A 26116-nucleotide genomic window follows, 5' to 3' on the forward strand; every position below is an offset into this window, starting at 1 on the left:
AAACGGGATTAGCCGAAGTGGTAAAAGGCCACTTTGTTGCCGTCCGGGTCTTTCGCGTAGGCGCCGTAGAACTGGTTTGGAATACGCTGCCCTGGCTCACCGTCGCAGTTTGCACCCAATTCGATGGCTTTCTGATAATAGGTATCAACTGCTTCTTTTGAGCCTGGCTGAAACGCTAGCATATTGCCGTTACCGGGGTGGTTCGGCGAACCGTCAAACGGCGTACAAACGGCCATCATGGGGGATTTCATGTCTTTACCGATAAAGGCAATGCGGCCCAAATCCAGCAGGACCTTTGCACCCATGTTACCCAGAAGATCCGTGTAGAATTTCTTGGCTTTTTCCATATCGCTGACACCTATCGTTACGTATCCAATCATGCTTTATTCTCCTGTTCTGGCTTAGCCAGGTATGTTGTCGGTGTGTCTGAAACAAGCATTACGAACGAGCGGTCTTTTTTGATCTGTCAGACCGAGCGGCGCGCCGGCTTGGCCATCCATTCGTGGCCTTTGAGCATAACATGCCAATACAGGCCCGGCAGCTGCTTGGCTTTTAGAAACCAGGCGGCTCTTGTGGCTTTGGTGCCGTCGTTTATCCAGGTCGGAAAGCTGGGTTGCAGTACCCCGCCGTAGCCAAACTCAGCCAGCACAATACGGCCGTTCTCCACGGTTAACGGGCAGGATCCATACCCGAGATAGGCCGCTGTCATGGGCCGCTTGCGCAGGCTGGAGATCAGGTTTTCGGCAACCACCGGGGCCTGTTTGCGCACAGCGGCCGCGGTTTTCGCGTTTGCCGTTCCACTCACGTCTCCCAGGCCAAAGATGTTGCTGTGGCGTTTGTGGCAAAGCGTGTCGTCTTCCAGGTCCAGCCAACCGCCGGCGTTGGCCAATGGGGATTGGCGGATAAACTCAGGAGCGCGTTGGGGCGGCACGGCGTGCAGCATGTCAAAGCCGATTTCGCGGTCTTCGGTTGTACCGTCAGCGTTTGTGCGGCGGAACGTTGCTTTGTGTGCAGGGCCGTTCACCGACACTAGATTGTTTTGGTAGTTAAGCTCAATACCGTACTTTTCAATGTAACTTTGCAGCGCTGGCACATAATCGGGAACGCCAAACAGAACCGCACCGGCGTTATGGAATTGAATGTCGATGTTGTTCAGAGCCCCGTTGCGCAGCCAGTAATCTGCTGACAAATACATGGCCTTCTGCGGCGCACCGGCACATTTGATGGGCATGGGGGGCTGGCTGAACAAAGCGCGCCCGGTTTTAAGAGTCTGGACCATTTCCCAGGTGTAGCTTGCCATGCCCTCCTGGTAGTTGGAGGTAACACCGTTTGCGCCGAGCGCTTCTTTCAGCCCGTCAATACCGGCCCAGTTCAGCTCTAATCCGGGCGCCAGCACCAAGGCCTGGTACCCGATTACAGAGCCGTCGGCCAGCGTGACCTGATTGTTCAGCTCGTCTACAGAGCGCACTGTTTGCTTGTACCATGAGGCAAACCCCGGCATAACGCTGGCCATCGGTTTTGAGGTAGTTTCCGGTTTGAAAATACCGCCACCGACCATGGTCCAACCGGGCTGATAATGGTGACTTTGCGCGGGTTCAATAATGGCGATATCCAGAGTGCCGTCTCGTTTGTGCAAGCTGGCAGCAACGGAAATGCCCGCGGCCCCGCCCCCAACAATAACCACGGTGTGCTGATTGCCCTGCTCTGCGGTGTTGGTTTGCATGCCTCGGAACCTCTTATCATTATTTGGATGGACAGATCTTCCTTGTGATATGTCAAATCTTACCAAACAATAGGTTCTATCGTTATACCTATTAAGAATACTAAAAGACTGTTCATTCTACGAACAGTCTTAAGAGGTACGGCGGTTCTTATCGAGTAAAGTGGAGGCCGGACGCTTCAGGTTTTTTTTACGGGGTTCATCAACCGTATCGTATCCGTCTTTCACTATAGTATGGATCGCGCCAAATCTTCATTTTAGAATAAGTATATAGCCATAGTATTGAACGAGATCAATAGTGACTGAAGCGGTTAGCCCAGGCATGTCCCTCGCTTTTGACGCGTGTCACTCACGTCACTAAAAGCCCCGCTATACTGATGTTAGCTTCGTTATAGTTGAACTAATTCAATTTTTTACCGGGGACGATCTATGCCTGGCTCAAGCTCTAAAGTCCGCTCGAGACTGATAATAACTCTGGCGGTTATTGCCGTGCTCGCCCTTGTCGCCTGGTACGTCGTACCAGAGAAAAACGCTCTTGCTGAGCATATCGCTTCGGGCAATGGCCGCATAGAAGCTACCCAGGTTGATATTGCCACCCGCATTCCTGGTCGCCTGCTGACCTTTTTTGCGGCCGAGGGCGATCTGATTGATGCCGGCAGCCCGGTGGCCGAAATGGACACGGCTGAAATTCAAGCCACCCTAGCCGCCGCTCAAGCCAACTTAAGCCAGGCGGTTCAGGCCGAGCGCCTGGCCGATGCCATTGTGGCCCAGCGGGAAAGTGAACGGCGCCTGGCCCGGGCCGAGCTCGGGCGGTTTGAATCTCTGGTTGCCAAGGGCCATGTGTCCCGCGAACAGTTGGACCGCGCCCGCACCACCGCAGAGACTGCAGACGCCGCATTGCAGGCGTCAAAGGCTCAGGTATTGTCAGCTCAAGCTGGCATCAACGCTGCTAAGGCCAACATCCACAAAATTGAAACCACCATTGATGACAGCCACCTGAATAGCCCGGTAGGTGGCCGCGTGCTGTATCGGCTGGCTGAACCGGGTGAAGTGCTGCCGGCTGGCGGAAAAGTGGCCACGGTGCTGGACGTAACCGACGTGTACCTCACCATTTTTCTGCCCACCACCCAGGCTGGCAAAGTGCGGGTGGGCTCCGAAGCCCGCATTGTTCTGGATGCCCTGCCCGATTTTGTCGTGCCGGCTGAGGTAAGCTTTGTGGCCGCAGAGGCCCAGTTCACGCCCAAGGCGGTGGAAACCCGCACCGAGCGCGAGAAATTGATGTTCCGGGTGCGCATTCGAATCAACCCCGAACTGCTAGACGCCTATCGCGATCGGGTGAAAACCGGCGTGCCGGGTGTTGCCTATGTTCGTCTGAATGAAAGCTTGCCTTGGCCAGAACAGCTGCAAGTAATGCTTCCTAATGGATAGGCTTCCCAGCGGCAGTTCTCTAGTCGCCAAGAAAGCTGCCAAAACCGTTGCCCAGACAAGTGCCAACCCGAGCGAAAAGGCGGTTGTGGCCCGGCTGACATCGGTAAACCACCAATACGGCACCCGCCATGCCTTGCGGGATATGAGCCTGGACCTGCCAGCCGGTTGCATGGTCGGGTTGATTGGCCCGGACGGTGTTGGCAAGTCTACCCTGCTGGGTTTGGTGGCAGGCGCCCGCCAGTTGCAGCAAGGCCAGCTTGAGGTGCTGGGTGGCGATATGGCCGATTCGCACTTTCGAAGCCAGGTAGCCCCGTGCATTGCTTATATGCCCCAAGGGCTTGGCGGCAACCTCTACCACACCCTGACGGTCGACGAGAACATCGACTTTTTTGCCGACCTGTTCGGCTTGCGCGGAAAGGCCCGCGGCGAGCAGATTGACCGCCTGTTAGACGCCACCGGCCTGCTGGAATTCCGTGACCGGCCCGCCGGCAAACTGTCTGGCGGCATGAAGCAGAAGCTGGGCCTGTGCTGCGCTTTGATCCACAACCCGGACCTGTTGATTCTGGACGAACCCACCACCGGCGTAGACCCGTTATCCCGCAAGCGGTTTTGGGATTTGATTGATACCATTCGCAGCCAGCAAGCGGGTATGAGCGTGTTGGTGGCCACCGCCTATATGGAAGAAGCCGAGCGCTACGACTGGCTGGTGGCCATGGATGACGGCGCCATACTAGCCACCGGTTCGCCCCAGGAATTAAAGCAACAAACCAAAACAGACAATCTGGACGACGCCTTTATTGCGCTGCTGCCAAAAGAGCGCCAGGAAACCGGTGGCGATGCTGCGACTACGGCTTCGGCGAGCGCGGCAACCGATAACGCCGACGTGCCTGCCATTGAAGCCCACAATCTCACCCTGCGCTTTGGCGACTTCACCGCGGTAAAAGACGTTAGCTTCACCATCCCGAAAGGCGAAATATTTGGTTTTTTAGGCTCTAACGGCTGTGGCAAAACCACCACCATGAAAATGCTCACCGGGCTGCTAACGCCGTCCGAAGGCGAGGTGTTGCTGTTTGGCGCCACTCTGGATGCCAGAGACCTGAAAACCCGCCAGCGTGTGGGCTACATGTCGCAGTCTTTCTCGCTGTACAACGAGCTGACCGTGCGCCAGAACCTGGAGCTGCACGCCAAGCTATTTCACCTGCCAGCCGAACGCATTCAGCCCAGAATGGATGAATTGACCCAAGAATTTAGTTTAGAAGACGTTATGGACCGGTTTGCTGGTGACTTGCCCCTGGGCGTGCGCCAGCGGTTGTCGCTGGCAGTAGCCGTGGTGCATTCGCCGGAACTGCTAATTTTAGACGAGCCAACCTCCGGGGTAGACCCCGGCGCCCGCAACCGCTTTTGGCAGTTGCTGCTGCGCTTGTCCCGTGAAGACGGTGTGACTATTTTTATTTCCACCCACTTTATGAACGAGGGTGAGCGCTGCGACCGAATTTCACTGATGCACGCTGGCGAAGTACTGGCCTGCGACACCCCGGCCGCACTGGCAGAGCAAGCCGGGATAGACAATCTGGAAGCCGCGTTCATGCAAACTCTTGAAGCGGTGGACAAGGAACCCGTAAGCAGCAATAGTGGAAATGTGCTGGGCGAAGACGCTAGCGACCGGCCGCGCTATCGCCGTTTCAGTTTTCAGCGCCTGATGGCCTATGGCCGCCGCGAAACCCGCGAGCTGCTGCGTGACCCTATCCGCATGGCGTTTGCGTTCATTGGATCGGCCTTGCTGATGATGATTCTGGGTTACGGCATTACCCTAGACGTGGAAGATCTGACCTTCGCGGTGCTGGACCAAGACCAGACTCCGCAAAGCCGCGATTACATCACCGCCGTATCGGGTTCTCGCTACTTCTTAGAGCAACCACCGGTGGCCACCATGGCCGAGCTGGAACAGCGGATGAAATCTGGCGAACTCAGCCTGGTTCTGGCGATACCGCCGGGCTTTGGTAAAAACCTGAAACGCGGCCGGCCTACCGAAATCGCCGTGTGGGTAGACGGCGCCATGCCTTTTCGCGGTGAGACTATACTGGGGTATATACAGGGCCTTCATTTCAGCTATCTGAAAGATCTGGCCCAGCGCACCTACGGCAGTGTGCCGGCTTTTAGCCTGGTGACCGTTGAAGCCCGCTACCGCTATAACCAGGACTTCCGCAGCCTGGACGCCATGGTGCCGGCGGTAATCCCTATATTGCTGATTTTCATACCGGCCATTCTAATGGCGCTGGGCATAGTGCGGGAAAAAGAACTGGGTTCTATTACCAACCTGTATGTAACCCCGGTGAATCGGCTCGAATTTCTGCTCGGCAAACAACTGCCCTATATCGGCTTTAGCATGGTCAGCTACGCCAGCCTGGTGGTGCTGGCGATCTTTCTGTTTGACGTGCCCATCAAAGGCGGCGTGCTTACCCTGACTTTTGGTGCACTGTTGTTTGTCACCGCCACCACCGGCCTGGGCCAGGTGATTTCGGCGTTTGCGTCTACCCAGATTGCCGCGCTGGCGGCCACCGCGATCATCACCATACTGCCCACGGTGCAGTTCTCTGGCATGACCGAGCCGGTGTCTTCTCTAGACGGCGCCGCTGCAGTCATTGGCCAGTTCTGGCCGGCCACCTGGTTCCTGCAGATCAGTCGCGGCGTGTTTACCAAGGGCCTGACCCTGGTTGATATGCAACACGCTTTCCTGGTGCTGGCGGCGTTCATCCCGGTGCTTACCCTGATGTCCGTGCTGTTACTTCGTAAACAGGGGCGCTGATGATGGAAACTCTCGGCAATATCTGGAATCTGGGTGTAAAAGAGCTGCGCAGTATCTGGCACGACAAAGTACTGCTGGCGTTTGTATTAATGGCGTTTACCTTGATGGTTTACACCGCAGGCTCTGCCGGTTCGATGGAACTGCATAACGCGCCGGTTGCGGTGGTGGATGAAGACCAGAGTGCATTGGCTGGCCACATGATCGATTCCCTGCAACCGCCCTGGTTTATGCCACCGGACCAGATTCAGTATGGCCAGATTGACGAGGTTCTGGACAAAGGCAGCCACACGTTCGTTCTGGTGATTCCCGACGGTTTCGAGCGCGACATCCGCCAGGGCCGGGTGACCAGCGTACAGTTGAATATCGACGCTACCCGCATGACCCAGGCGTTCATTGGTTCGCGCTACATCGAACAGTTGCTGACCACCGAAGTGGCGGAATTTATGCGAACCGGCAGCGCCGGCGGTGCCCTGCCCATTAATCTGGTAACCAGGGTGAGCTTTAATCCCAATCTGGATGGCACCTGGTTTGGCGGAGTGATGGAGCTGACCAACATGATCACTATGATCAGCATAATACTGACCGGCGCCGCGCTGATTCGCGAACGCGAACACGGCACCGTGGAACACCTGATGGTCATGCCCATAACGCCGTTCGAAATCATGGTCGCAAAAGTGTGGGCCAACGCCCTGGTTGTGATGCTGGCGGCCGCTCTCTCGGTAACTCTGGTGATTCAGCAGATACTGGATGTGCCGGTGCAGGGTTCAATACTGTTGTTTATGTTCGGCACCCTGATTCATCTGTTTTCCACCACCGCCATCGGCATTTTGATTGGCACCGTGGCTCGCACCATGCCCCAGTTCGGCCTGCTGCTGATACTCACCATACTGCCCCTGCAAATGCTTTCTGGCGGCATAACTCCGCGGGAAAGCATGCCCGAACTGGTGCAGAACATTATGCTGGTGGCGCCCACCACTCACTTTGTAAGCCTGGCGCAAGCCATACTGTATCGGGGCGCGGGAATGGATGTGGTGTGGCCGCAAATGCTGGCTTTGGTCGGGATTGGGGTGGTATTTTTCAGTGTGGCGCTGGCGCTGTTCAGGCGGCACTTGGCGGTTTGAAAGGGCCGCACATACAGCGCTTGCACAGGCAATCGTTGGTTTTGATGTCCAGATTCTCCGGCGGGTCTACGGCTAAGCACCAGCAAGTAGAGGGCGCCCTGCCGGCCTTTATCGCGCAGTAAGCAAGCCCGCCACAGTTCGGGCAATCGTGTGTGCTTATCTGTTGGCGTATCTGATTCAGTGTTTCAGCGTAGGGCATGGTGCTTTCCTGCTGGTGTGGCTGTATTTTACGTTTTGGCAGAAAAAACCTTGATGCGGACAAGCACGGAGACGGATTAACCCTTAATCTGTTCAAATCGCCCGGGCGGCTGAAAGCGCCAAGGCACGCGAAGAGCAGCTCCACCGATTAAACGATCAGACTGGTCCATAATAGCCGGCCACCAACGAACCATCTGATACGCTTTTTCCCAGTAACGAACTTTGCTCCAATGTTTAGCGAGGCAAAATACCGTTAATCCTGCCCGGCGAAAAGCTTGTTTTTCCAGGTCGCTTTTTTTGAATTGGTCCTGAGAAACAACCACCCAACCACCCTCAGCCTTCAAAATATTGATCCACTCAATATCGGGGGTGTCGCGAGAGAATTTTTGGCTTAAATGAATAACTGTATGACCTTCAGGCTCGGACAGCTCATGAAGAGCTCTCGCTAGCGCCGGAGGCAGGTTGTTATCCAACAAAAACTTCAAACTGCAATCCTTTGCTCAAACTGAATGGCTGCCTCCACTTCAGCTACGGGCACTTCGTAAAGCGCCGCTACACGCCTTACATCCTGCTCCTCACCGTGCCAAGCGCTGACAATGGCATCGACTGTCATGCCGCTTCCAGTGAGAACAGGTTTGCCGAAATTGCGGGCTGGGTCCAATACCACACGATTATTGCGGCTGAGGGGGTACCAGCGTTGGGCTTTATCATTGTCGTAGTCAATGCCCCGGTAGAGAGAGGCATTAATAACTTGCTTGAAGGCGTACTGTTTTTTTACCAGATCCAGAAGGCTTTCATCGCCGGTTTCCTCCAGCACGGTGACAAAAATACTGCGACCATCGGTTTGGAAACGCTTGCAGGTAAACGGATAAGGCTGGTTGTACAGTTCTCGAGCGTGAGCGGAGGCCCGACGAATGGCCTGTAAACTGACGCCATGGCGCCGGAATGCATGCACAAAGCGAATTTCCAACAAGTCGTGAAAGCTCAATGCATGCTCCGCCTTGCCCTCAAGTTGCGGCTGCCAAAGACCCGCATATTGTTTACCATCAGACGTGTAGCCGAATAGCCAACGACGGATTTGCGCTGCGGGAATACCTGTATAGGCCGCCGCTTCCGCAGGAGTGTACAGCCCCACACCTAGCAGGTTCGACTCTAACTCATTAATAATATGATGTTTTCCCACAAGTCACCTGCGTGTAACGACGAGGCTAGATACCGCTTTAAATTCTAGCATATCGTGGCGTTGCTCTCAGAATTTCGTCAGCCAGTGCCGATATTAAAACTCGCATGAAGGCGCTTGCTAATGCGCACGATAGATCTCCGCAGTGTTTGATGCGTGAGGCGATTCCCCAATACGTTGAACGTGAATAAAAACGGGAGGCCTTCCGTCAGGATGGCTTGCGCACTTGTGAGGCGTATCAGGACACAGGGCTCCACGTGACGCAAAACGAGGCCAGTGTATGGCTGGTAAAACGTGCAGAGGACGATATACAAGAGATGCCTGAGTGCCACGTCTGATCCGGCCGCTTGGATGCCTTTGCATATTCAGCCCTACGCTCAAGAAACAACTTAGTTGCCCAGCACAAACCTGGCGTTCAGCTCGCGTAGAAATTGAAAAGTATTCACGCAAGGAACGCCAAACTGGCGACAGATATTAGGTACTTTTACTTTTCGGGCGTTCGGCGCGACTGCAGATTCGTGAGTGACCACTGCGGCGCCAATCACGCTGGCTTTGGCTATAATCCACGGGTCGCCCTTAGCAAGGAAGATATCCCTATTGCCAGAATTGTAATCACCCTGCATGACAGCTTGAACGATTGATGAAAAAGCAGCTTGGGTTGCTTCATCGTCATTACTAATAAAATGTGCTGGTCGCTCACGAACCCAATCAGCAAGTTCATCTTTGCCATCTCGTAGTTCTCGTCCAATCATATTCACGCTGGCGACCAAGCCCTGCTGAAACTGCTGATCCAGCCAATCCCAGTATGCCGGGCAAATATCCATGCCGTAGTACTGATTTTTCGCCTGTATGTAGGTATTCGCGTCCAGCAAATATCTCAAATGCCCAGCTCCTCAGCAAAGCGATGTATTTTTGCAGGCTGCATTCCGCCCAAAAGCTCGCCTGCATCGCGTAACAGCATTTGGCCGCTCAGCGCTTCGCTGACGACTGCGTGAGAGAATTGCCGGCTGATCTGTGCTTTATTAGTTTTATAGTAAGTGGGCCCACCACTGCTTTCCCGCCGTCGGTAAGCCGCTTTTTGCTCGGCTATATAGTGGCTGTATTCACCTTCGGAAATAAACCCAAGTGTTAGCGCCCTTCTGGCAAGTGTCCAGGTGCTGACGTGAAAGTGGGCTTCCAGTGCAGGCAGATTGTCTTCCCAGCGGCCCACATCCTGTTGCCAAAGGCGACAAAATTCGATTTTTGGCACTAAAAATTCAGCGGCAACCGCGTTACACAAAATTTCTTCCTGGCGGTGGGTATTGGGATTACCGTCAGAGATACCGGATTGGCCGATCCATATATGACAAAGCTCATGGATCAGCGTAAACAGGCGAGCGCCGAGGGCATCGCCGTGATTTATAAATATCACCGGAGCGTATTCGTCGACAATCGCAAAGCCTCTGAACTCATCCACGTTTAAAGGGCGTGTATGGTGGCGTAGATTACTTTGGCGCATCACCATAATGCCTATGGATTCAATGCGTCCGACCAGTTCGCGATAGTAATCGTCCCATTTACCGCGTGTTGGGTGTTCTGGTACGTCAAGTAAAGCGCGCATGTCCTGAACAATGGTATCAACGCTGTCACTGGCAGAGAATCGCCCTACCATTGGATTAGGTTCAGCAAATTGTTGTTGCAGGTAGTCCCGGTACCACTCCTGCCGTTGCAGCATCAGCTTGACCAAATCCAGCAGCTCGGCACTGGGGCGCTGCACGCCTTGTCCGCCGAGCGTTCGCAGGTCCGGAATCAGCAGCTCTTCCTGCGGTGGTTCCGCTAGAAACAAATAACCAAAAGGCACGTGAGCTTTGTCAGCGTAGCGCATGGCTTGGGCGAATGTGATGGCGCGCTGGCCAGACTCCCATTCTTGTAAACGCTCTTCAGTAACAGCGCATTTTCGGGCAAATTCAGGCACACCAACGCCGGAGCGCTTGCGCGCCCAAATCAGCATATCGGTATTGATGTATGCCGTAGACATTGTGCAGCCCTGATGTGTTTGGCGAAATTATAGACGCTATAGACACAACTCTACACTGCCACATGACTGGGATGCCAACGTGATCAAAATAGATGACCGTTACTCCCTTGACCTCTAAAACAGTCGCCCGCTCGGAATAACCATTTTCGTGACGCCACGAAGATGATCATCTACCGCTAAGCCCATGCGTTGGCCTGCAGGCGCCGCCCTATGTCACGACGATACTTTTTTGTGGGTTTTTTTTACAGGCTTAATAGCCGCCCGCTCCGCTTTGATTCTTTCCAGCAGCGCCTCTGCACTGTTGTCGCCGCTGATTAGCTCGGGGTTGTCTTTGCGCCATTGCTCGGTGAGTTCGCCGCGGAAGGCTTTGGCGAGGATAGATTGGGCCAGATTGTTGACCCGCGCCAGGGCGTTGTTGGCTTGTTTTTCGATGGTGTCGGCGTAGGCGAAGAGTTGTTCTACGTGGCGGACGATTTCTGTTTGTTCAGTAACTGTTGGCAATGGTATTGGCAAGGAGTTGCAGGCTGCTTTGTTAAGATAACTAATCGTTGTCGAGGTTGATCGTGCTTCGTAAAATGTTTTGTTCGCGCGAATGCAGTAAGCAAGATATTCTGGAAGGATATAATAACTTACTTCGAAAGCATGAAGTTGCTGATTTATAACACATGGTTCCGTTATGATAGCCGACAGCCCAAGACGACCAACACACGTCATCACAACGTGCTCTTCAGGTATTATTTTAGCTTTGGAATCAATAACCTCTTGGCTACTTAGTCCGAGTTCAACACCATTATAATCAATATGAACGTCACTTTCTTTAAAATGCTGCGTTAATAACCAATGGTAGCCACCGCTAAACGACTTTGGCTTATCTCGATTCGGTACTATACAGGCACAAAGCTCACCCACTCTGATAACTGGCCATGCTTCGATGTGATTAATGATGAGGTCCAGCTCGCCATTTGTGATCTGTGATGCTCGATCTGATTTGCGTCCAAAATTACCACATGTAAAACCTTCTTCGAATAACTTATCTGCAACTTTTTTGGTGTCAATTTTAACTGGACAGTTCGTAGCCCGCCATTCCTCCGTCAACCGCCCACTAACCGCCGCAGCTAGCACGGACTGGCGGAAGCGTTTGAGGATTTTTGGGATGTGTTCGAGGCGGGCTTTGGTGTTCTCCACTTGGGCCAGCAGGGTGTCGAGTTTGTCGGCGATAATTTTTTGTTCGACGAGGGGAACCAGTATAAATGGTGCCGCCAACCCATCTTTGGTGCCCAGTCTTGGCATATTTACGCCATAACTAACTTCATTAACATAAGTCAGGAAATCTTGGGTTTTGAGCCAATGGAATAGATACCGATTAAGTACGAATGGCTCAGCATCCAAAGGAATAATTTCCGTGGTACAAACGCCGGCACTATCGGCAACGACGACTTTATTCAGATAGGGGCGCAGTTTGCCATAGAGGATATTACCTTTCTCAAACCGATTTTTTGCGCTTTTGAATGGCCGCTCTTTGGCTGTTTTCCGGCTGACTATGCGAGAGCTTTCTTTTTCAACGTCCTCAAGCTCCAGAACCCAAGTGTTATCGCTCACATCTGCGAGTATGCACTTATGGGCTTTGCCATAGGGAACGACATTGCCAAGCTGTATTTGCAGCCATTCCTTGGGTAGCCCTAGTATTGCCATTACTTTACCTCGCCCAATACTTCATGAAGAAGTACCCGTGCCCCATCTGCCTCATCCCCAGCCCCCAACTCCCGCATCAATCCATCCAGTTCCCCCAGCGCTAGCACCAACTCACTCATCGCCTCTCCCGCCAGCACGCTCGGCTCCGGCAAATTCGCCGCGTACACACTGTCGCTGTCTTTCAGCCATGAAATGTCCAGCGAGTCGCCTTTGCTGTCGGTAATCCACTGGCGCGAAAAACAGCGCCAGCGGCTGTGCAACATGCGCTCGTTCACGCCGTGGTTTTCTTCGGTGGCTTTGGTTTCCGCTGGCAGTTCGATGTTGTCGGCGTGGAAGCTCCATTCGCCTTCTGTGCGCGGGCTTTGGCCGTTGGGGTCTTCGCCATAAACGGCTTCAAAGGGTTTCAGGTGCTGCTCGCCAAAAGGCGTTCGTTTGCCGAAGCTGGGCATGTTGGTGCGCAGGTCGTACACCCACACATTTTGGGTGCAGTTCTGTTCTTGATATTTGTCTGTGGCGCTGCCTTTGGTGAAAAACAACACATTGGTTTTCACGCCCTGGGCGTAAAAGATGCCGGTGGGCAGGCGCAGTATGGTGTGCAGATTGCACTTGTGCATCAGGTCGCGGCGCACGTCGGCACCTACGCCGGCTTCAAACAGCACGTTGTCTGGCAATACAACCGCTGCACGGCCACCGGGCTTGAGATTGCGATATATGTGTTGAAGGAATACGAGTTGTTTATTGCTGGTTTTGTAAGTGAGGTCGTCACGGGTAATGCTGGCGTCGCCGCCTTTTGAGGTGCCAAACGGCGGGTTAGCCAGAATCACATCGGCTTTGGCCAAGCCCGAGCCTGTAAGGCCCAGAGCGTTGCCCAAGTGCACCACGCCTTCTTCGCTGCCCTCCAATCCGTGCAACAGGCAGTTCATCAGTGCCAGGCGGCGGGTGCCGGGCACCAGTTCTATGCCCACGTAGGCGCGGGTGGTCTGGAAGACTTTTTGTTGGTCGGTCAGATCGTACAGGTCGTCGGTTTGGTTTTTGATGTATTCGTGGGCGGTGGTCAGAAATCCTGCGGTGCCCGCGGCCGGGTCTTGGATGATTTCACCGTGCCTGGGTTTCAGGCAGCGCACCATGGAATTAATCAGCGCGCGGGGGGTGAAATACTGGCCGGCGCCGGATTTTGTTTCGTTGGCGTTTTTTTCCAGCAGGCCTTCGTAAAGGTCACCCAGGCCGTCTTTCTGGGCGCTGAACCAGTCGATCTGGTCCAGGGTTTTAATCATTTGTTCCAGGTGCCGGGGTTCGCGCAGTCGGGTTTGGGCATCGGCGTAGATGGCGCTGATGAGCGCGTCGTCATGCACCAGAGTGCCATCGCCGTCGCGGCCGGTGGACAGGCTAAGCAGGATGCGTTTGTAGTCGTTCAGCAGGTTAATGCCAGACTTACCGTTCAGGTCGCTCCAGCGGCAGCGTTCTGGCAGCGGGTGCTTTTTCAGGGTGCCGGCTTCGGTACTCTCGTGCACCATTTTCAGAAACAGCAATAACACCAGTTCGGTGACGTAATCGGAGTAGTTAATACCGTCGTCTTTTAAAACGTCGCAGAGGTTCCAGAGTTTCTGGACGATGCTGTTGTTGGTCATTGGAGCTCACTGTTTCAAGTTGGATCAGAAGTTAAATTAACGTGTCTGGTTATTTTGGTAAGGGGTGTTTATTCAGTTTGGTTCGTTAACCAGAGCCGTCTTCACAGACGTTACCGATTCATTGGATGTCTTTTCGAGAAGCGTTTTGGGGAAGAGTTGAGCATACGATTTACAGTCCGTATGGGGTCCGTTGAGAAGGGGGTGGAGCCTCCTTTTTAATGCCGTAGCGAGATCAATTCCGTCTACATTTTCACCCAAAACGTCCAGTAACGCGCCTTCCAGACAAACCGGTGCCCAGAGAATAATGCGGTAACCGTATTTTCTGGCTTTGTCGTAATCCTGTTGGCTGATCGGAATGTCTGAGTCCAGCAGAAAGAATCTGAGGTCAAAGGACCGGTGCTCATATTTTCTGGCGGCGTTGGTGATGATGTTGCCAGGTGAACCGCCGGATTGCTTTTCTATGGTTGGTTTTACGCCAGTATTGTCAGCCCGAAACTGTTGATCCATGTGTTTTATAAAGGCTTGATCGTCCGGCCCTTCCCCCACAATCAGCAGTGTGGTTTTGCTGGCTTGGCGATTCCGGTTTCGCAGTGTGCGTTTCCTTGCCATGGGGTCAAAGCTCCGGGGTGGCGCCAAGGGCCCCTGCCATATATTTTGCGTAAAGATTGTCGTCGGCGCGCAGTCCAGCCACGTCATCCAGACGCCAGGCTTCGCTGTTCTGATCGCGCTTTTCCACCAGATATACCTGATGTTTTTGCAGCAGGTTCAGCACTTCAGGCGTGTGGCAGGTGAAAATGAGTTGTGCCTGATGTGGGTTGCTGTGCTCAAACTCGAACCACTCAAGAAGGTGTGGAACCAAGTGTGGGTGTAGGTCGTTATCCAGCTCATCGATTACGGCAACTCCGCCATGCTGAAGAGTTTTCAGTATCGGGCCAAGTAACACAAAGGCGGACTGAGTCCCACTGGACTCTTCGAAGAATGGCAGCTCAAAGCTTTGCCCATTTTTAGTTTTGTGCACACCGAAGGGAACAAATATCTGCTCCTCATTGCCGTTGTCATCATGGCCTGTCAGCTTTCGTATTTCCACGTTGTTCAGGCCCAGGTCAAACTTGCTCATGGCAATGGACATCTGTTCGAGCAGCGCGGGCGCTTTCTGAAATTTTTCAGCGGCTTCTATGATGGCGCCATGCTGAAAAGGACGACGCCCTGAGCTAATAACATTCGATTCAATGGAGCTAAAAAATTCAATAAAGGGTTGTGCTTCGGATACGTCATAACTATGAGCGGCAGCTAACAGTGAGGCATTACCGCGCAGCTTTTCAGCCTGGGGCTTTGAAAAAGGAAAACCTTTCTGCTTGAAATTGTACCCATGCTCTGTTTTCTGACGTTTGAACAGATAGCTGAACTGGGAGCTGGTTTTTTCATACAGCGCTTCCGAAAGGACTTCTTTCTGGGTCAGCTCCAGTTGGTAGCGGTAATCGATACCTTTTAGCCTGAATTCCAGTTCAAAATAACTGGTTTTATCGCTGTGCAACCGGTGCGGCGCGAAAGGGATGGTGTGCTCCGGGGCTGACCCGAGAAAAGATTCAGATACAAACCAACGCAGAAATGCCAGTGGTTTAAGAAACTGGGTTTTGCCGGAACCGTTGGCCCCAACTACGGCAATGGCTTTGTTATAGCGTTCGTCTTCAACCGTTATGTCATAACCAGACGGGGTAGGCTTTTTGCCCAAACCAAAGTCTATGACTGTGTCATCAGCGAAGCTATAGAAGTTCCTGAAACTCAGATTATTTATCATATTTTCCTGAATTCAACATAATTTCGTTGATTCTGCGCTTTTGATTGGATTATATCAAGCGCGCATCGTTGTGGCATCAAGATGCTCCCAGCGTTGCTGAATTCAGTGGTAAGGCTGCAGTTCGTTGCTGTCGCTGGCCATCAGTTGCAGAAGGCGCGGGTTAAGAAACAGCTTCTCGTTGCCAGCCGTTTTTTCCTGTAACACGCCAATTTCAACGAGTTGTTTCAGGTAATTTGAGGCCGTTTGCCGTTTGGCAATGCCTTTATCAACAAGGTTGCTGATGCGGCAATAGGGCTGTTCGAAAATAGTCTGCACTAATTCGTGGCTATACAGCTTAGGCAACTGCTGTTTGACGTAATCCTCTGTTTGGGTGATCAGCCGTCGCATGGCCGCAATTTTGGCGCAGGTCCAAGTGGATACCTGCTCCACGCCCTTGAGCATGAAGATAATCCACTCCTGCCATTCTCCGGTGCGGGTAACCTGAGTCAGCAGGCGATAGTAATCGTTTTTGTGCTGAACGATGTAGCGGCTCAGGTAGAGAATGGGCAGTGTGAGTAGCTGCTGTTCGATCAGGTACAGCACATTGACGATGCGGCCTGTTCGTCCATTGCCATCGTGGAATGGGTGAATGGCTTCGAACTGGTAATGGCTGATGGCCATTTTGACCAGCGGATCCGTGTCATTGTCCGAATGCAGGTAGTTCTCCCAGTTGGTGAGCAGGTTGCGAATAACGGTCTCTCCAACGGGAGGAGTGTAGATGGTTTCACCGGTCGCCTGAGCACCAATAATGGTCCCGGGTGCTTTGCGAACATCCATGTCTACACCTTTCAGGGTGCTGCATATTTCAGTAGTGGTGCTTGAGCACAAGGGCCTCCGTTGAAGATGTATGACGCCTTCGTAAAGTGCTTTTCGGTATCGGAGTGCCTCTTTTGTGGCGGGGTCGGCTCCTTGATCTTCCTGGGAATACTGAAACAGCTTATCGGTGGTGGTAACGATGCTCTCGATCTCGGAACTGTCTTTTGCTTCTAGCAGTGACAGCAGATTTACAAGCAGCGATTGATTCGAAATAAGTTCCCCGGCCTGTTTAAGTTCAGCCAGAGCGGCCCGGGCAGGAATGCAGGCTTTTAAGATACTGAGAGTCTCCGTTGCTTCTTCGGCAGGAGGAAGAGGAGGTAACTGATTGTTAGGCAGATCCGTTCGCCAGACCATGTTCAAATTCCTTGAAAATTTCGACATAGATATGCGTTTTTGGCAGTCTATGTTTATGCGGTAAACATAGCAATTATCTATGTCGAAAAAAGCGCAAGAAATCGACACAGATTGCCGACATGTCGATGTTATATAAACACAGCCCTGTTATGCCGTGCGCTCCGGCCACATGGCGTCATTCAACTCCTCCAGCACCACGTCCAGCTGATCCCCCAGTACTTTGTCCATGCGTTTGGCGCCGCCGTCTTCGGCGAAGCGGTTGTTGACGAAGTCGCGGTCAATGATCACTTCGTGCACCAGTTGTTTGGCCAGGCGGTCCAGCCATTTGCGCTGGGCGGGGGTCCAGCTGTGGCGGGTGTAGATGTTGTCTATGGCGTGTGCCACGCGCTGTTCGAAGGGAATCAGCGCCTCGCCCAGGGCGGCACGGCGGATGTGGCCGATAATGCTGGCGGCTATGTCTTTGTTGGTCTGTTTGCGCACGGCGCTTTGCAGGTGGGCTTCGGAGTAGCCGTGGTTGTCTAGCAGCAGTTTTACTTCGCGCAGCTGCTGACGGGTGAGGTCGCGGGGTTTGTTGACGATTACGGACAGGGCCGCTGACTGGTTGAGTTGTTTGCTGATGAACTGGCTGAACTCGTCCAGGTAGTCTTCGGGGCGTTTGTGGGTGCCGTAGGTTTGGTTGCGCTCGCGGATTTCGTCTTCGTGGTGTGACAGCACCGGCATGTGTTCGCTGCCCTCCAGCATTTTCACTTCGGTTAACTGGTTTAGCAGGCCGTTGTGCTGGTTAATAAACTGCGCGGCCTGGCGCGGGCCGAGTTGTTTCAGGTGTTGGTGCAAAGATTTGGGTTCTACGCCCCAGAGCTGGTGCAGGTCGTCCAGTTTCTGTTTCAAAGCCGGGCGGTTTTCGGCTTTTTTGTCGGCTTTGCGCAGCACACGCATCAGTTTCTGGCTGAGCTGGCTTAACACCACGTCGGCCTGGGTTTCGCCTTTTTGCTCGCCAGGGCTATGCATCGCGGTTTCCAGTTTCTGCGGGTCGGTCAGCTCATCCGCAAGCTGTTCCAGGGTAATGTCGGGATTTTTCACCAAGGGCTTCATGGTGCTGACGTCTTGCAGTGCAGCGTAGATGTCCACCGGGTCGTAAATGCGGAACACGGTTTTGCCAATGTCGTCGCAGCGGCGGGTGGCGCGGCCCACCATCTGTTCGTACAGGATGCGCGAGCGCACCCGGCGCATAAACACCAGATTGCAGATTGTTGGCACGTCTATGCCGGTGGTCAGCAGGTCTACGGTAATGGCGATAGACGGATAACGTTCGTTTTTATAACGGCGAATTAGCTGATCCACTTTGTCGCTTTTGCCGGTGATTTTGGCCACCGCAGCTTGGTGGTAATCGCCGTTGTAGAGCTCTTTGAATGCGTCATCCAGCAGGCGTTTCACCATATCGGCGTGCAGGTCGGTGGCGCAGAAAATCAGGGTTTTCTCGTCGCCGAAGGGGTCCAGCTCCTGCACCAGCTGCTCGCAAATCACCCGGTTGAAGTTCTCGTTGATCACTCGGCGGTTAAAGGCGGCTACCTCGAAATTCAACTCGTCTTCCAGTTCGGTGGTGTCCACTTCGCCGGTCTGGGTGTTGATGACCTCCACCGGTTTGCCTTTTTCAAAGTGGATGCCGTTCTGGGTCAGTAGGGTTTCGTAGCGGATAGGTGGTTCGTGGTCTATCAGCCAGTCGTCGGCCACGGCTTCGCGGTAGGAATAGGTGTAAACGGGTTTGCCGAAAATGTCGCTGGTGTGTTTGGCCGGGGTTGCGGTAAGCGCGATTTTCACAGCGTCAAAATAGTCCAGCACCCGGCGGTAGCTGGAAATGTACTGGCTGGCGTCGCGGGTGGCCAGTTCGCCTTCGGTCATTTCCTGATCGAGTGTGTAACCGCGGTGGGCTTCGTCGATGATAATGCAGTCGAACTGGTCAATGGGCGGCGGCTGGTCACTCATAAAAATGCGCTTCACCATGGCCTGCACGGTGGCGACCTGAATGCGGGTTTCGGCCTCGGCCGCCATATCGCCCAGTTCGGCAACGTTGTAGATTTTGCTGAGGGTGTGGTTTTGTTCCAGCGGTGCTTCGTTGAAGGCGTCTATGGCTTGCTGGCCCAGGGCGCTGCGGTCCACCAGAAACAGAATGCGGTGGAAGCGTTCGGCTTTCAGGAAGCGGTACATCAGGCCAATAACGGTGCGGGTTTTTCCGGTGCCGGTGGCCATGGCCAGTAATGCAGAGCGCACGCCTTGGCTTAGCGCGTTTTCTGTCGCGATTATGGCTTTCTGCTGGTAGCCACGAAGTTTCAGGTAGCCGAAGGGCTCGGTTTTCAGCTGTTGTTCGGCCTGTTCCCGGTCGCGCTCCAATAAATCCAGCAGGCCGCCTGGCGTGTGAAATTTTGGCAGTGCACGGCGGGTGTTGCTGGGGTGGCGCGTATCGCGAAACCAGGTGCCACACTGCTCGGCCAGCTGCGGGATATGGGGCCGGCCGTTGCAGGAGTAAACAAAAGGCACTATGTAATGGCCGTCGTCTTCGCTGGGCCAGGCAACAGTGCGGCCGGTCAGCGCCCAGGCGCCAATCAGCGGCAGTTCTACTTTAAAGCCTTTGCTGTAGCGCTCGGCTTGGCGAATTTTGCCGGCAACGTTGGTGTTTTCTTTTTTTGCTTCAACCACGGCGATCGGCGTCAGGCCGGCGAACAGCACGTAATCGGCCCTGCCCTTGGCGCCTTGATGGCGGGTGGGCCATTCGGCGATGGCGCGGTTTACGCCAGGTTCCGGGCGCGTGCCTTTTTGGTGGGTGAGCTCCTGGCTGTCGGCTTGCCAGCCGGCTTCGTTCAGTTGTTGGTCTATTAGGATGCGGGTGAGTTCTTCGCTTAACACCAAGGTGTCGCTGGCGGCCTTTGTTTGCTTGGCCACGTGTTGGCGCTGCTGTTTGGCGCTGTTTTCACTTTGATTGGCAAGTTGCAGCTGCAGGGCGTGGATTTTTTGCTCGTATGTCTGTTGCTGCTGTTTTAGTGCGTGTTCGTGGCCCTGAGCCTGTTCCGCCAGGCCGCGGGATTCTTCATCCATCGCCAGCGCTAGCGCTTCGTATTCGGCTTTTTCCTGCTCTACCAGTTGGCTAAGCTGCTGGCTGCTGGCCAGTTCGGTGTTGGCCTGCAGTAAGTCGTGGCTGAGTTTTTCGATGCTGTTATGAAGTTGGCGCAGTTGCGCGCTGGGATCTGCGGGCGGTGCAAAAGGGCCAGGCTTAAACGCCGTGCCGGTTTTGCTGAGCGAACGGTGAAACCAGATGGCCAGTTCGCGGGCCAGCTTTAAGCCGTCCATTGCTTCTTTGTGGCGGGTGCGAAACTGATGGGTGGCCTTGTTGCCCTCAACCCGCAGGGTATGGAACAGCTCTTTAATCTGGGGTTCTAAACGAAGTTCGCGTTGCAGGCGACACAGCAAATCAGACTGGCTGGTTTGTTGGTCAAACTCGATACCGGACAGCGCAGCCAGGTGCTGGGCCAGGGCTTCGCCCAGCTGGCGCAGTTTTATCAGGGTGGTGTTGGGGTCGCTTGAGAAAGCGCGTTCGGCGGCTGTGGCAAGTTCCACAAACAAAGCGTCGTGTTCTGCCAGAAAGGCAAAGTTGCCTGACGAAGGGCTTGTTTGTGTGACTATGTCCATGTTCAACGCATTTCTCCGCGATAGCCTGAGGCCAGAACATTACCAAAGTTAACGATAGACGTTCCAATTTGATTTACTATCACGGGCTTCAATCAGTCAACAGGATGTACAGATAATGGATGTTCCGCTGAGCTGGCAGCTGGCCAAGTTGGTTATTTCGATTGGTATTGTGCTGGGGCTGTCGCTGGTGGCTGAGCGTGTGAGCGCGCGCATGGCCGGGATGCTGGCGGGCTATCCGCTGGGCACGGCCATCGCCCTGTATTTCATCGGCCTTGAGATTTCTCCGGCCTTTGCCACTGAAAGCGCGGTGCACACGCTTGCGGGGTTCTCGGCTACCCTGGCACTGAGCGGGGGCTATCTGCTGGGCGCCAGGCGCGACGGCCTGGCAGGTGTTCTCAGTGGTACAGCCCTGGGTATTCTGGCCTGGCTGTTGACCAGCCTGGTACTGACCAGTATCGACTTCAACCGAATCACCGGCACATTGACCACCTTCGTCGCCATTCTGATATTTGTTCGCCTTTATCGCCGGGTGCCTGATGTGGCGGTTGGCGCCCGCCGTAGCCTCTCATGGCCAGCGCTGGCGTTGCGTTCTGGTCTTGCTGCGGGCATCATTTTTGTGATCACGGGGCTGGCCCATGTGTTGCCCCCTGCCTGGGCCGGCGTTATGGCCGCTTTTCCGGTGACCATGTATCCCTTCCTCGTAATTCTGCACCTGACCCACGGGCGAGCCACGGTAGCCGCGGTGATCAAGCACTACCCTGCAGGCCTGGGTTCGCTTCTTTGCTACGCTTTGGTCATCTCGCTGACTTACGACAGCCTGGGCCTGAATATGGGCACACTTCTTGGTTTTGGCGTGGCGACCTTATGGCTGATGGGCTGGATGCGGGTGCAGGGCTGGCTACGCGCACGAAAAGTTGCAATGGCCGCATCAAAGTAAAGGACACAGCATTTATGTCTTTTGACACCACCGAACATAACCGCCGGCGATACTGCTTTGATGGGTTAGAGTCGGTATGGCTGTTTGGTTATGGCTCGCTTATCTACAAAGTCGACTTTCCCTTTCTGGAGCAGCGCCCGGCAGCCATTGAAGGTTGGGCTCGTCGGTTCTGGCAGGGGTCCCACGATCACCGAGGTACGCCTGATGCGCCTGGCCGCGTGGTCACCCTGATCGAAGCGCCCAACGTTTGCTGCAAAGGTATGGCTTACCGGGTCTCGCCTGACGTTTTTGCGCACCTGGATGTGCGGGAAAAAAATGGCTATCTGCGATTTGCCACTCCGATGATGTTTGCGGATGGCACTCGCGAAGATGGCTTGGTGTATATTGCCACTGAAGATAACGCCGCTTTCCTCGGCCCTGCTGACGATGCGGACATCGCCAGGCAGATCGCGGCCTCTGAAGGCCCCAGCGGTCGTAATCGTGATTATCTTCTGAACCTGGCCACCGCGTTGCGAGCACTGGGTGACGATGACCCCCATGTGTTCGCGCTTGAGAGCTACCTGCGCTGAATCGCTTCCCGTTCCCACCAGCCATAGAGCTTCGGTTTGACCCAACGGTGTTAGTCATCGCCCTATAGGAGTAATGATGAATAGCACACCCATACCCCGTTTCGGTCTCATCCTCATTGGTGACGAGCTGTTGAACGGCCGCAAGCAGGACGCCCATCTGGCCGCCATGATTACGCGGTTTGAAGAGCGCGGACTGGAGTTGTCGTGGGTGCGCACCATTGCGGATGAGGGTGAGTTGATCACCCAGACCTTGGCGCAAACCTTTGCCAGCCCGGACGTGGTGTTCAGCTTCGGCGGCATTGGTGCGACTCCAGACGATTTGACCCGCCAGTGCGCGGCCGCGGCCCTGGGGCTAGACCTTGCGCTGCATCGCGAAGCTGAGGCGGAAATCCGGTCACGGCTGGGTTCACGATTGAATTCACTGCACCTGCGCATGGGGGAGTTTCCGGTCGGCAGCCGAATTATTCCTAATCCGATCAACGGCATTCCCGGTTTCGCCATCCATCGCCATCATTTTGTGCCCGGCTTTCCCAGAATGGCCTGGCCGATGGTGGAGTGGGTGCTGGATCATGATTACATCGACTATCAGGCGGCCAATCGCACCGTGAGCCAGACCCTGGTGCTGACCGATACATCGGAAGGGCCGCTGATTCCATTGATGGAGTTACTGCTGGCGGAGTATCCGGATTTGCGCCTGGCTTGCCTGCCCCATGCGGACGGTCGGCGCGAAGTAGAGCTGAGCCTGAAGGGCGATCCTGCACGAGTGGTCGCCGGGATGAGCCGTCTGCGAGTTTTATTGCAGGAGCTGGAAGGCTGATACCGCTGCCGGAGGGGCGTCCTAAATCGTTGAACTCAAAACCACAACGCCCGCCATGTTGAATGGCGGGCGTTGTGGTTTTCAACCTGAATGGGGCTAGCCCCATTCAAAAGAGATCAACCCAACATGATGGCCGGTAAACCGGTAATCAACCAGGGGAAGATTGCCAGCAGAACACAGGCCAATATGATCAAGGCCACGAACGGAATTACCGCTTTGTACAGGTCGACAATTTCCACTCCCGGCGGTGCCACCCCCTTCAAATAGAACAAGGCGTAGCCGAATGGCGGCGTCAAGAACGAGGTTTGCAGTACCACTGCGACCATGACCACGAACCACAGCATATCCACTCCCATGGCCTCGACGATGGGCAGCATGATCGGGAAGCTGAGCAACACGATGCCGGTCCAGTCGAGAAACATGCCTAGAATGAATACTAAAAACAGCATCAGAATCAACGCTCCCGTGGTGCCGCCGGGCATGGCTAACACCAGGTCGCTGATTACGCTCATGCCGCCGCCCCGGGAGAAAACCCCGGTGAAGGCCGTGGCTCCTACCAGTACCAGCATGACCATAGTGGTGGTCTTGCTGGCATCGATTAGGGTGTTGTAGCAGGTCTTGAGTTTGCGATCCCCGAAAATCATGAACAGCAAAAAGGCAATGAATACGCCGATAGCTGAGGCTTCCGTGGCCGTTGCGATACCGGTGAACAATGCCCCTAATACGCCAAGTATCAACGCCATGGGCGGAAGAACGTACTTGAACAGCATTATGACCAGTTCTCCGGTGCTAGTCTGGGCGCGTTCTTCAGCCGGCACCTTGGGGCCGTACGAGGGCTTGAGGTGACAGATGATCAGGACGTAAAGTGCGTACATCACCCCCAAAATCAACCCCGGCACCAAGGCGCCCGCAAATAGAGCCCCTACCGACACCGGTGAGTAACTGGCCATCAGGATCAGCATGATGCTGGGCGGGATCAGTATGCCCAGGCAGCCGCTGGCCATAATAACGCCGGCACTCAGTTCCTTGTTGTAGCCATACTTGAGCATAGGCACAAGGGCGATCATGCCCATCACAGCTATCGAGGCGCCCACGATGCCGGTGGTTGCAGCCAATAGCACAGAAACTATAACCACCGTCAATGCCAGGCCGCCACGCAGATTGGCCAATAACAGGCGCATGGCATCGAACATTTTCTCGGTGACTCCCGAGTCGTTCAAAAACCTCGCCATCAATACAAATAACGGGATTGCCACCAGCACGTAATTATCCATGGCATTACCATAGATGTTGTTGATCAGCGTACCCATCACATTCAGGCCGGGCCCTACAAGGGCACCGACGACCGCCACGCCACCCAAGACAAATGCCAGGGGGTGGCCCATAAACAGGCCCACTATCAACCCGGCAAACATAACCAGGGTGAGCATTTCCGGGCTTAAATTCATGTCCGCTCCTCCCGCAGTTGTTGAATGGCCCGAATGAAGATTGCGATACCCTGCAGCAGGATCAATACCGCGGTAACGAATATGACGCCTTTAATGGGGTAAACAGGAATCGATACCATGCCATAGGTGGTTTCGCCGCGGCTGAATGAACGCATAAAGAAGCTCCAGCCTAGGCTTATCAGCATCCACATAAAAGGTGTGAAGAAAATCAAATAACCGATAACGTCTAACACTGCCTGCTTCCTGCGTGAAAGCAGCCGTTTGATCACGTCGACTTCGACGTGAACGTGATGGCGCAGCCCGTAAGCCGCCATTAACATAAAATGGGCGCCGAACAGCATCTTGGTGATGTCGAAAGCCCAATCACTGGGGCGATCGGTGAAAAAGCGCAATCCAATATCATAAAGAACGATGAGTGTGATAATCGCAATCAGTGGCGCAATGATTCGCCCGAAAACGTCATTGAGCGTATCGATCGCATTGGCAATTGCATTCATGGAGAAACTCCGCAATCAATACCAAAAAGCCGCCCCGATGCGAGGCATCGAGACGGCGGTGAATGCCTTAAAGGCAGGCTTCGATTTCTTTCAGAGAGGGCAGATTGTCGATGGTGCGGCTCATGTTGAACGGTGCGGTAAGATCACGCCAGTTAGCGTAATGCTCCATGTAGCTGATCATGGAATAGTAAACCTTGGCGTGCATCTTATCTTCACAGGCCCCGCGAACGATCACCTCATTGGTGATGTCCTGTATGCGTGCCAGGTCTTCCTCGGAGAACTGGTTGATTTCGACACCGGCTTCCTGGAACTTGATGGTGCCTTCGGTGGATCCGCGTTCGGACCAGGAAAGTGACCAGGCCAGAGTGGCGTCAGCCGCAATCTTCAGCTTCTCTTGGGTTTCTTTAGAAAGTGCGTTCCAGGCATCTTTGTTGATCATGACACCGAATACGCTGGCAGACTGGTGCCAGCCGGGTGTGGCCCAGTATTCCGCCACTTCAGCAAAGCCGGCCGCGTAGTCGACGCCCGGCGTGGAAAATTCACCGGCGTCGATCACGCCGCGCTCGATAGCCTGGTAAATCTCACCGCCGGCGAGGGTGACCTGTGAGCCGCCGAGCTCCTCCAGAACGCGCCCCTGGTCACGTCCGGAAAGACGGATGCGTTTGCCTTTGAGGTCCGCTAGGTTTTTGATGGGGGTACGACCCATGAAACCAGACTCGTTATTGGTGATCCCGTACGGCAGGTAAACCATGTTGTACTTGCCGTAAACTTCTTGGTACAGCTCGAAACCACCCCATTGTTGAATCCAGTTCAGATAATCCACGCCGTTGAACAGGCTGGTGGTGGTGGCGAGCGGCGAGAAGGCGGGGCTGCGGCCTGCCCAATAACCGGGCCAATCACCGGAGGCTTCAATGCTGCCGGTTTCGGTGGCATCAAACACTTCGGTGCCGGGCATCAAGGTGCCGCCGGCACGGAAGTTGATTTCCAACTCATCACCGATCAGCTTGTTGGCCAGCTCAACCCAATGGCGATCGATTTCGATCAGCGCCAAGTTGTCCGGCCAAGTGGTGGTCATGGTCCACTTTTCTTGGGCTTGAGCAGTAGTGGTGATGGATGCAAGAGCGATACCGGCAGTTAGACTGGCGATGGCAAATTGAATTTTTTTGTTCATGTCATATTCCCTAGTGCTTGGCTTTTGAAATTGTTGTTTTTGATTGTCGGGAAATCGAGTTTCGCAGTTGACGTAAGCTGCAAAAAAGATTTTTACAATCAGCCTTCTGCCCCGTCATGCTCAACGTTAATGAAGTTTTTATGAGAGAATTTAACTGTTAGTAAAGACTTTTTTTGCTCGATCTGGAGTAAATCATCTG

At 54.2% G+C, this 26116-nt stretch carries 21 protein-coding genes; 6 read left to right on the forward strand and 15 right to left on the reverse strand.

The window, feature by feature from the left end; genetic code table 11:
* Nucleotides 1–8: 8 nt before the first annotated feature.
* Nucleotides 9–380, reverse strand: coding sequence for a VOC family protein (locus tag MIH19_RS00085; RefSeq protein WP_249006969.1), 372 nt, complete (start codon nt 378–380; stop codon nt 9–11).
* An 86-nt stretch (nt 381–466) separates the two neighbouring features.
* Nucleotides 467–1723, reverse strand: coding sequence for an FAD/NAD(P)-binding oxidoreductase (locus MIH19_RS00090; RefSeq protein WP_249006970.1), 1257 nt, complete (start codon nt 1721–1723; stop codon nt 467–469).
* A 426-nt stretch (nt 1724–2149) separates the two neighbouring features.
* Between MIH19_RS00090 and MIH19_RS00095 the strand changes: the two genes are divergently transcribed.
* Genes MIH19_RS00095 through MIH19_RS00105 form a run of 3 tightly spaced genes read left to right on the forward strand, consistent with a single transcriptional unit; the run spans nt 2150 to nt 7075 of the window.
* A complete protein-coding gene (locus MIH19_RS00095; protein ID WP_249006971.1) occupies nt 2150–3148 on the forward strand; it encodes an HlyD family efflux transporter periplasmic adaptor subunit in 999 nt (332 codons plus the stop codon).
* Nucleotides 3141–5954 carry a ribosome-associated ATPase/putative transporter RbbA gene (gene rbbA / locus MIH19_RS00100; protein ID WP_249006972.1) on the forward strand — a complete coding sequence of 938 codons (2814 nt, stop codon included), beginning with the start codon at nt 3141–3143 and terminating at the stop codon, nt 5952–5954. Before MIH19_RS00095 ends, rbbA begins: the two co-directional genes overlap by 8 nt.
* Before the next feature lie 2 nt (nt 5955–5956).
* Nucleotides 5957–7075 (forward strand): ABC transporter permease, encoded by a 1119-nt coding sequence (locus MIH19_RS00105; RefSeq protein WP_249009070.1) that lies wholly within the window; start codon nt 5957–5959, stop codon nt 7073–7075.
* A gap of 275 nt (nt 7076–7350) precedes the next feature.
* Here the strand turns inward: MIH19_RS00105 and MIH19_RS00110 are convergent, their stop codons facing one another.
* The 10 genes from MIH19_RS00110 to hsdR all read right to left on the reverse strand — a co-directional run bounded on the left by MIH19_RS00110 (nt 7351) and on the right by hsdR (nt 20478).
* Nucleotides 7351–7758: a hypothetical protein gene (locus MIH19_RS00110; protein ID WP_249006973.1), complete on the reverse strand. Its 408-nt coding sequence runs from the start codon at nt 7756–7758 to the stop codon at nt 7351–7353.
* Nucleotides 7755–8456 (reverse strand): DUF433 domain-containing protein, encoded by a 702-nt coding sequence (locus MIH19_RS00115; protein ID WP_249006974.1) that lies wholly within the window; start codon nt 8454–8456, stop codon nt 7755–7757. The genes MIH19_RS00110 and MIH19_RS00115 overlap by 4 nt, the downstream gene beginning before the upstream one ends.
* A 386-nt stretch (nt 8457–8842) precedes the next feature.
* Nucleotides 8843–9334, reverse strand: a complete 492-nt coding sequence (locus MIH19_RS00120) for a DUF4411 family protein (protein WP_249006975.1) — start codon at nt 9332–9334, stop codon at nt 8843–8845.
* Entirely contained in the window at nt 9331–10470 is a 1140-nt protein-coding gene (locus MIH19_RS00125) for an XRE family transcriptional regulator (protein ID WP_249006976.1), read from the reverse strand. The genes MIH19_RS00120 and MIH19_RS00125 overlap by 4 nt, the downstream gene beginning before the upstream one ends.
* A gap of 213 nt (nt 10471–10683) precedes the next feature.
* A complete protein-coding gene (locus tag MIH19_RS00130; protein ID WP_249006977.1) occupies nt 10684–12162 on the reverse strand; it encodes a restriction endonuclease subunit S in 1479 nt (492 codons plus the stop codon).
* On the reverse strand, nt 12162–13790 hold the full coding sequence (locus MIH19_RS00135; protein WP_249006978.1) for an N-6 DNA methylase: 1629 nt from the start codon (nt 13788–13790) through the stop codon (nt 12162–12164). The genes MIH19_RS00130 and MIH19_RS00135 overlap by 1 nt, the downstream gene beginning before the upstream one ends.
* Nucleotides 13791–13862: 72 nt before the next feature.
* Nucleotides 13863–14486: a hypothetical protein gene (locus MIH19_RS00140; RefSeq protein ID WP_249006979.1), complete on the reverse strand. Its 624-nt coding sequence runs from the start codon at nt 14484–14486 to the stop codon at nt 13863–13865.
* The gene (locus tag MIH19_RS00145) at nt 14404–15588 is read right to left on the reverse strand and encodes an ATP-binding protein (RefSeq protein WP_249006980.1); all 1185 of its coding nucleotides are present in this window, start codon (nt 15586–15588) and stop codon (nt 14404–14406) included. The genes MIH19_RS00140 and MIH19_RS00145 overlap by 83 nt, the downstream gene beginning before the upstream one ends.
* A gap of 102 nt (nt 15589–15690) precedes the next feature.
* Nucleotides 15691–16797 carry a protein adenylyltransferase Fic gene (locus tag MIH19_RS00150; protein ID WP_249006981.1) on the reverse strand — a complete coding sequence of 369 codons (1107 nt, stop codon included), beginning with the start codon at nt 16795–16797 and terminating at the stop codon, nt 15691–15693.
* 147 nt (nt 16798–16944) lie between these two features.
* Complete coding sequence (hsdR, locus tag MIH19_RS00155) at nt 16945–20478, reverse strand: type I restriction-modification system endonuclease (protein WP_249006982.1); 3534 nt, start codon at nt 20476–20478, stop codon at nt 16945–16947.
* Between the two features lie 115 nt (nt 20479–20593).
* On the opposite strand from hsdR, the gene MIH19_RS00160 reads away from it, so the two are divergent.
* The 3 genes from MIH19_RS00160 (at nt 20594) to MIH19_RS00170 (ending at nt 22801) form a co-directional block, all read left to right on the forward strand.
* On the forward strand, nt 20594–21415 hold the full coding sequence (locus MIH19_RS00160) for a hypothetical protein (protein WP_249006983.1): 822 nt from the start codon (nt 20594–20596) through the stop codon (nt 21413–21415).
* A 14-nt stretch (nt 21416–21429) separates the two neighbouring features.
* The gene (locus MIH19_RS00165) at nt 21430–21984 is read left to right on the forward strand and encodes a gamma-glutamylcyclotransferase (RefSeq protein ID WP_249006984.1); all 555 of its coding nucleotides are present in this window, start codon (nt 21430–21432) and stop codon (nt 21982–21984) included.
* A 76-nt stretch (nt 21985–22060) separates the two neighbouring features.
* Nucleotides 22061–22801 (forward strand): molybdopterin-binding protein, encoded by a 741-nt coding sequence (locus MIH19_RS00170; RefSeq protein WP_249006985.1) that lies wholly within the window; start codon nt 22061–22063, stop codon nt 22799–22801.
* Nucleotides 22802–22917: 116 nt separating this feature from the next.
* Here the strand turns inward: MIH19_RS00170 and MIH19_RS00175 are convergent, their stop codons facing one another.
* From MIH19_RS00175 to dctP, 3 genes are all read right to left on the reverse strand, one after another.
* Nucleotides 22918–24249, reverse strand: a complete 1332-nt coding sequence (locus MIH19_RS00175; RefSeq protein WP_249006986.1) for a TRAP transporter large permease subunit — start codon at nt 24247–24249, stop codon at nt 22918–22920.
* Nucleotides 24246–24746: a TRAP transporter small permease subunit gene (locus MIH19_RS00180; protein ID WP_249006987.1), complete on the reverse strand. Its 501-nt coding sequence runs from the start codon at nt 24744–24746 to the stop codon at nt 24246–24248. Before MIH19_RS00180 ends, MIH19_RS00175 begins: the two co-directional genes overlap by 4 nt.
* A gap of 67 nt (nt 24747–24813) precedes the next feature.
* Complete coding sequence (gene dctP / locus MIH19_RS00185; RefSeq protein WP_249006988.1) at nt 24814–25917, reverse strand: TRAP transporter substrate-binding protein DctP; 1104 nt, start codon at nt 25915–25917, stop codon at nt 24814–24816.
* Nucleotides 25918–26116 lie beyond the last annotated feature (199 nt).

Source organism: Marinobacter sp. M1C (assembly GCF_023314135.1).
Lineage (GTDB): Bacteria > Pseudomonadota > Gammaproteobacteria > Pseudomonadales > Oleiphilaceae > Marinobacter.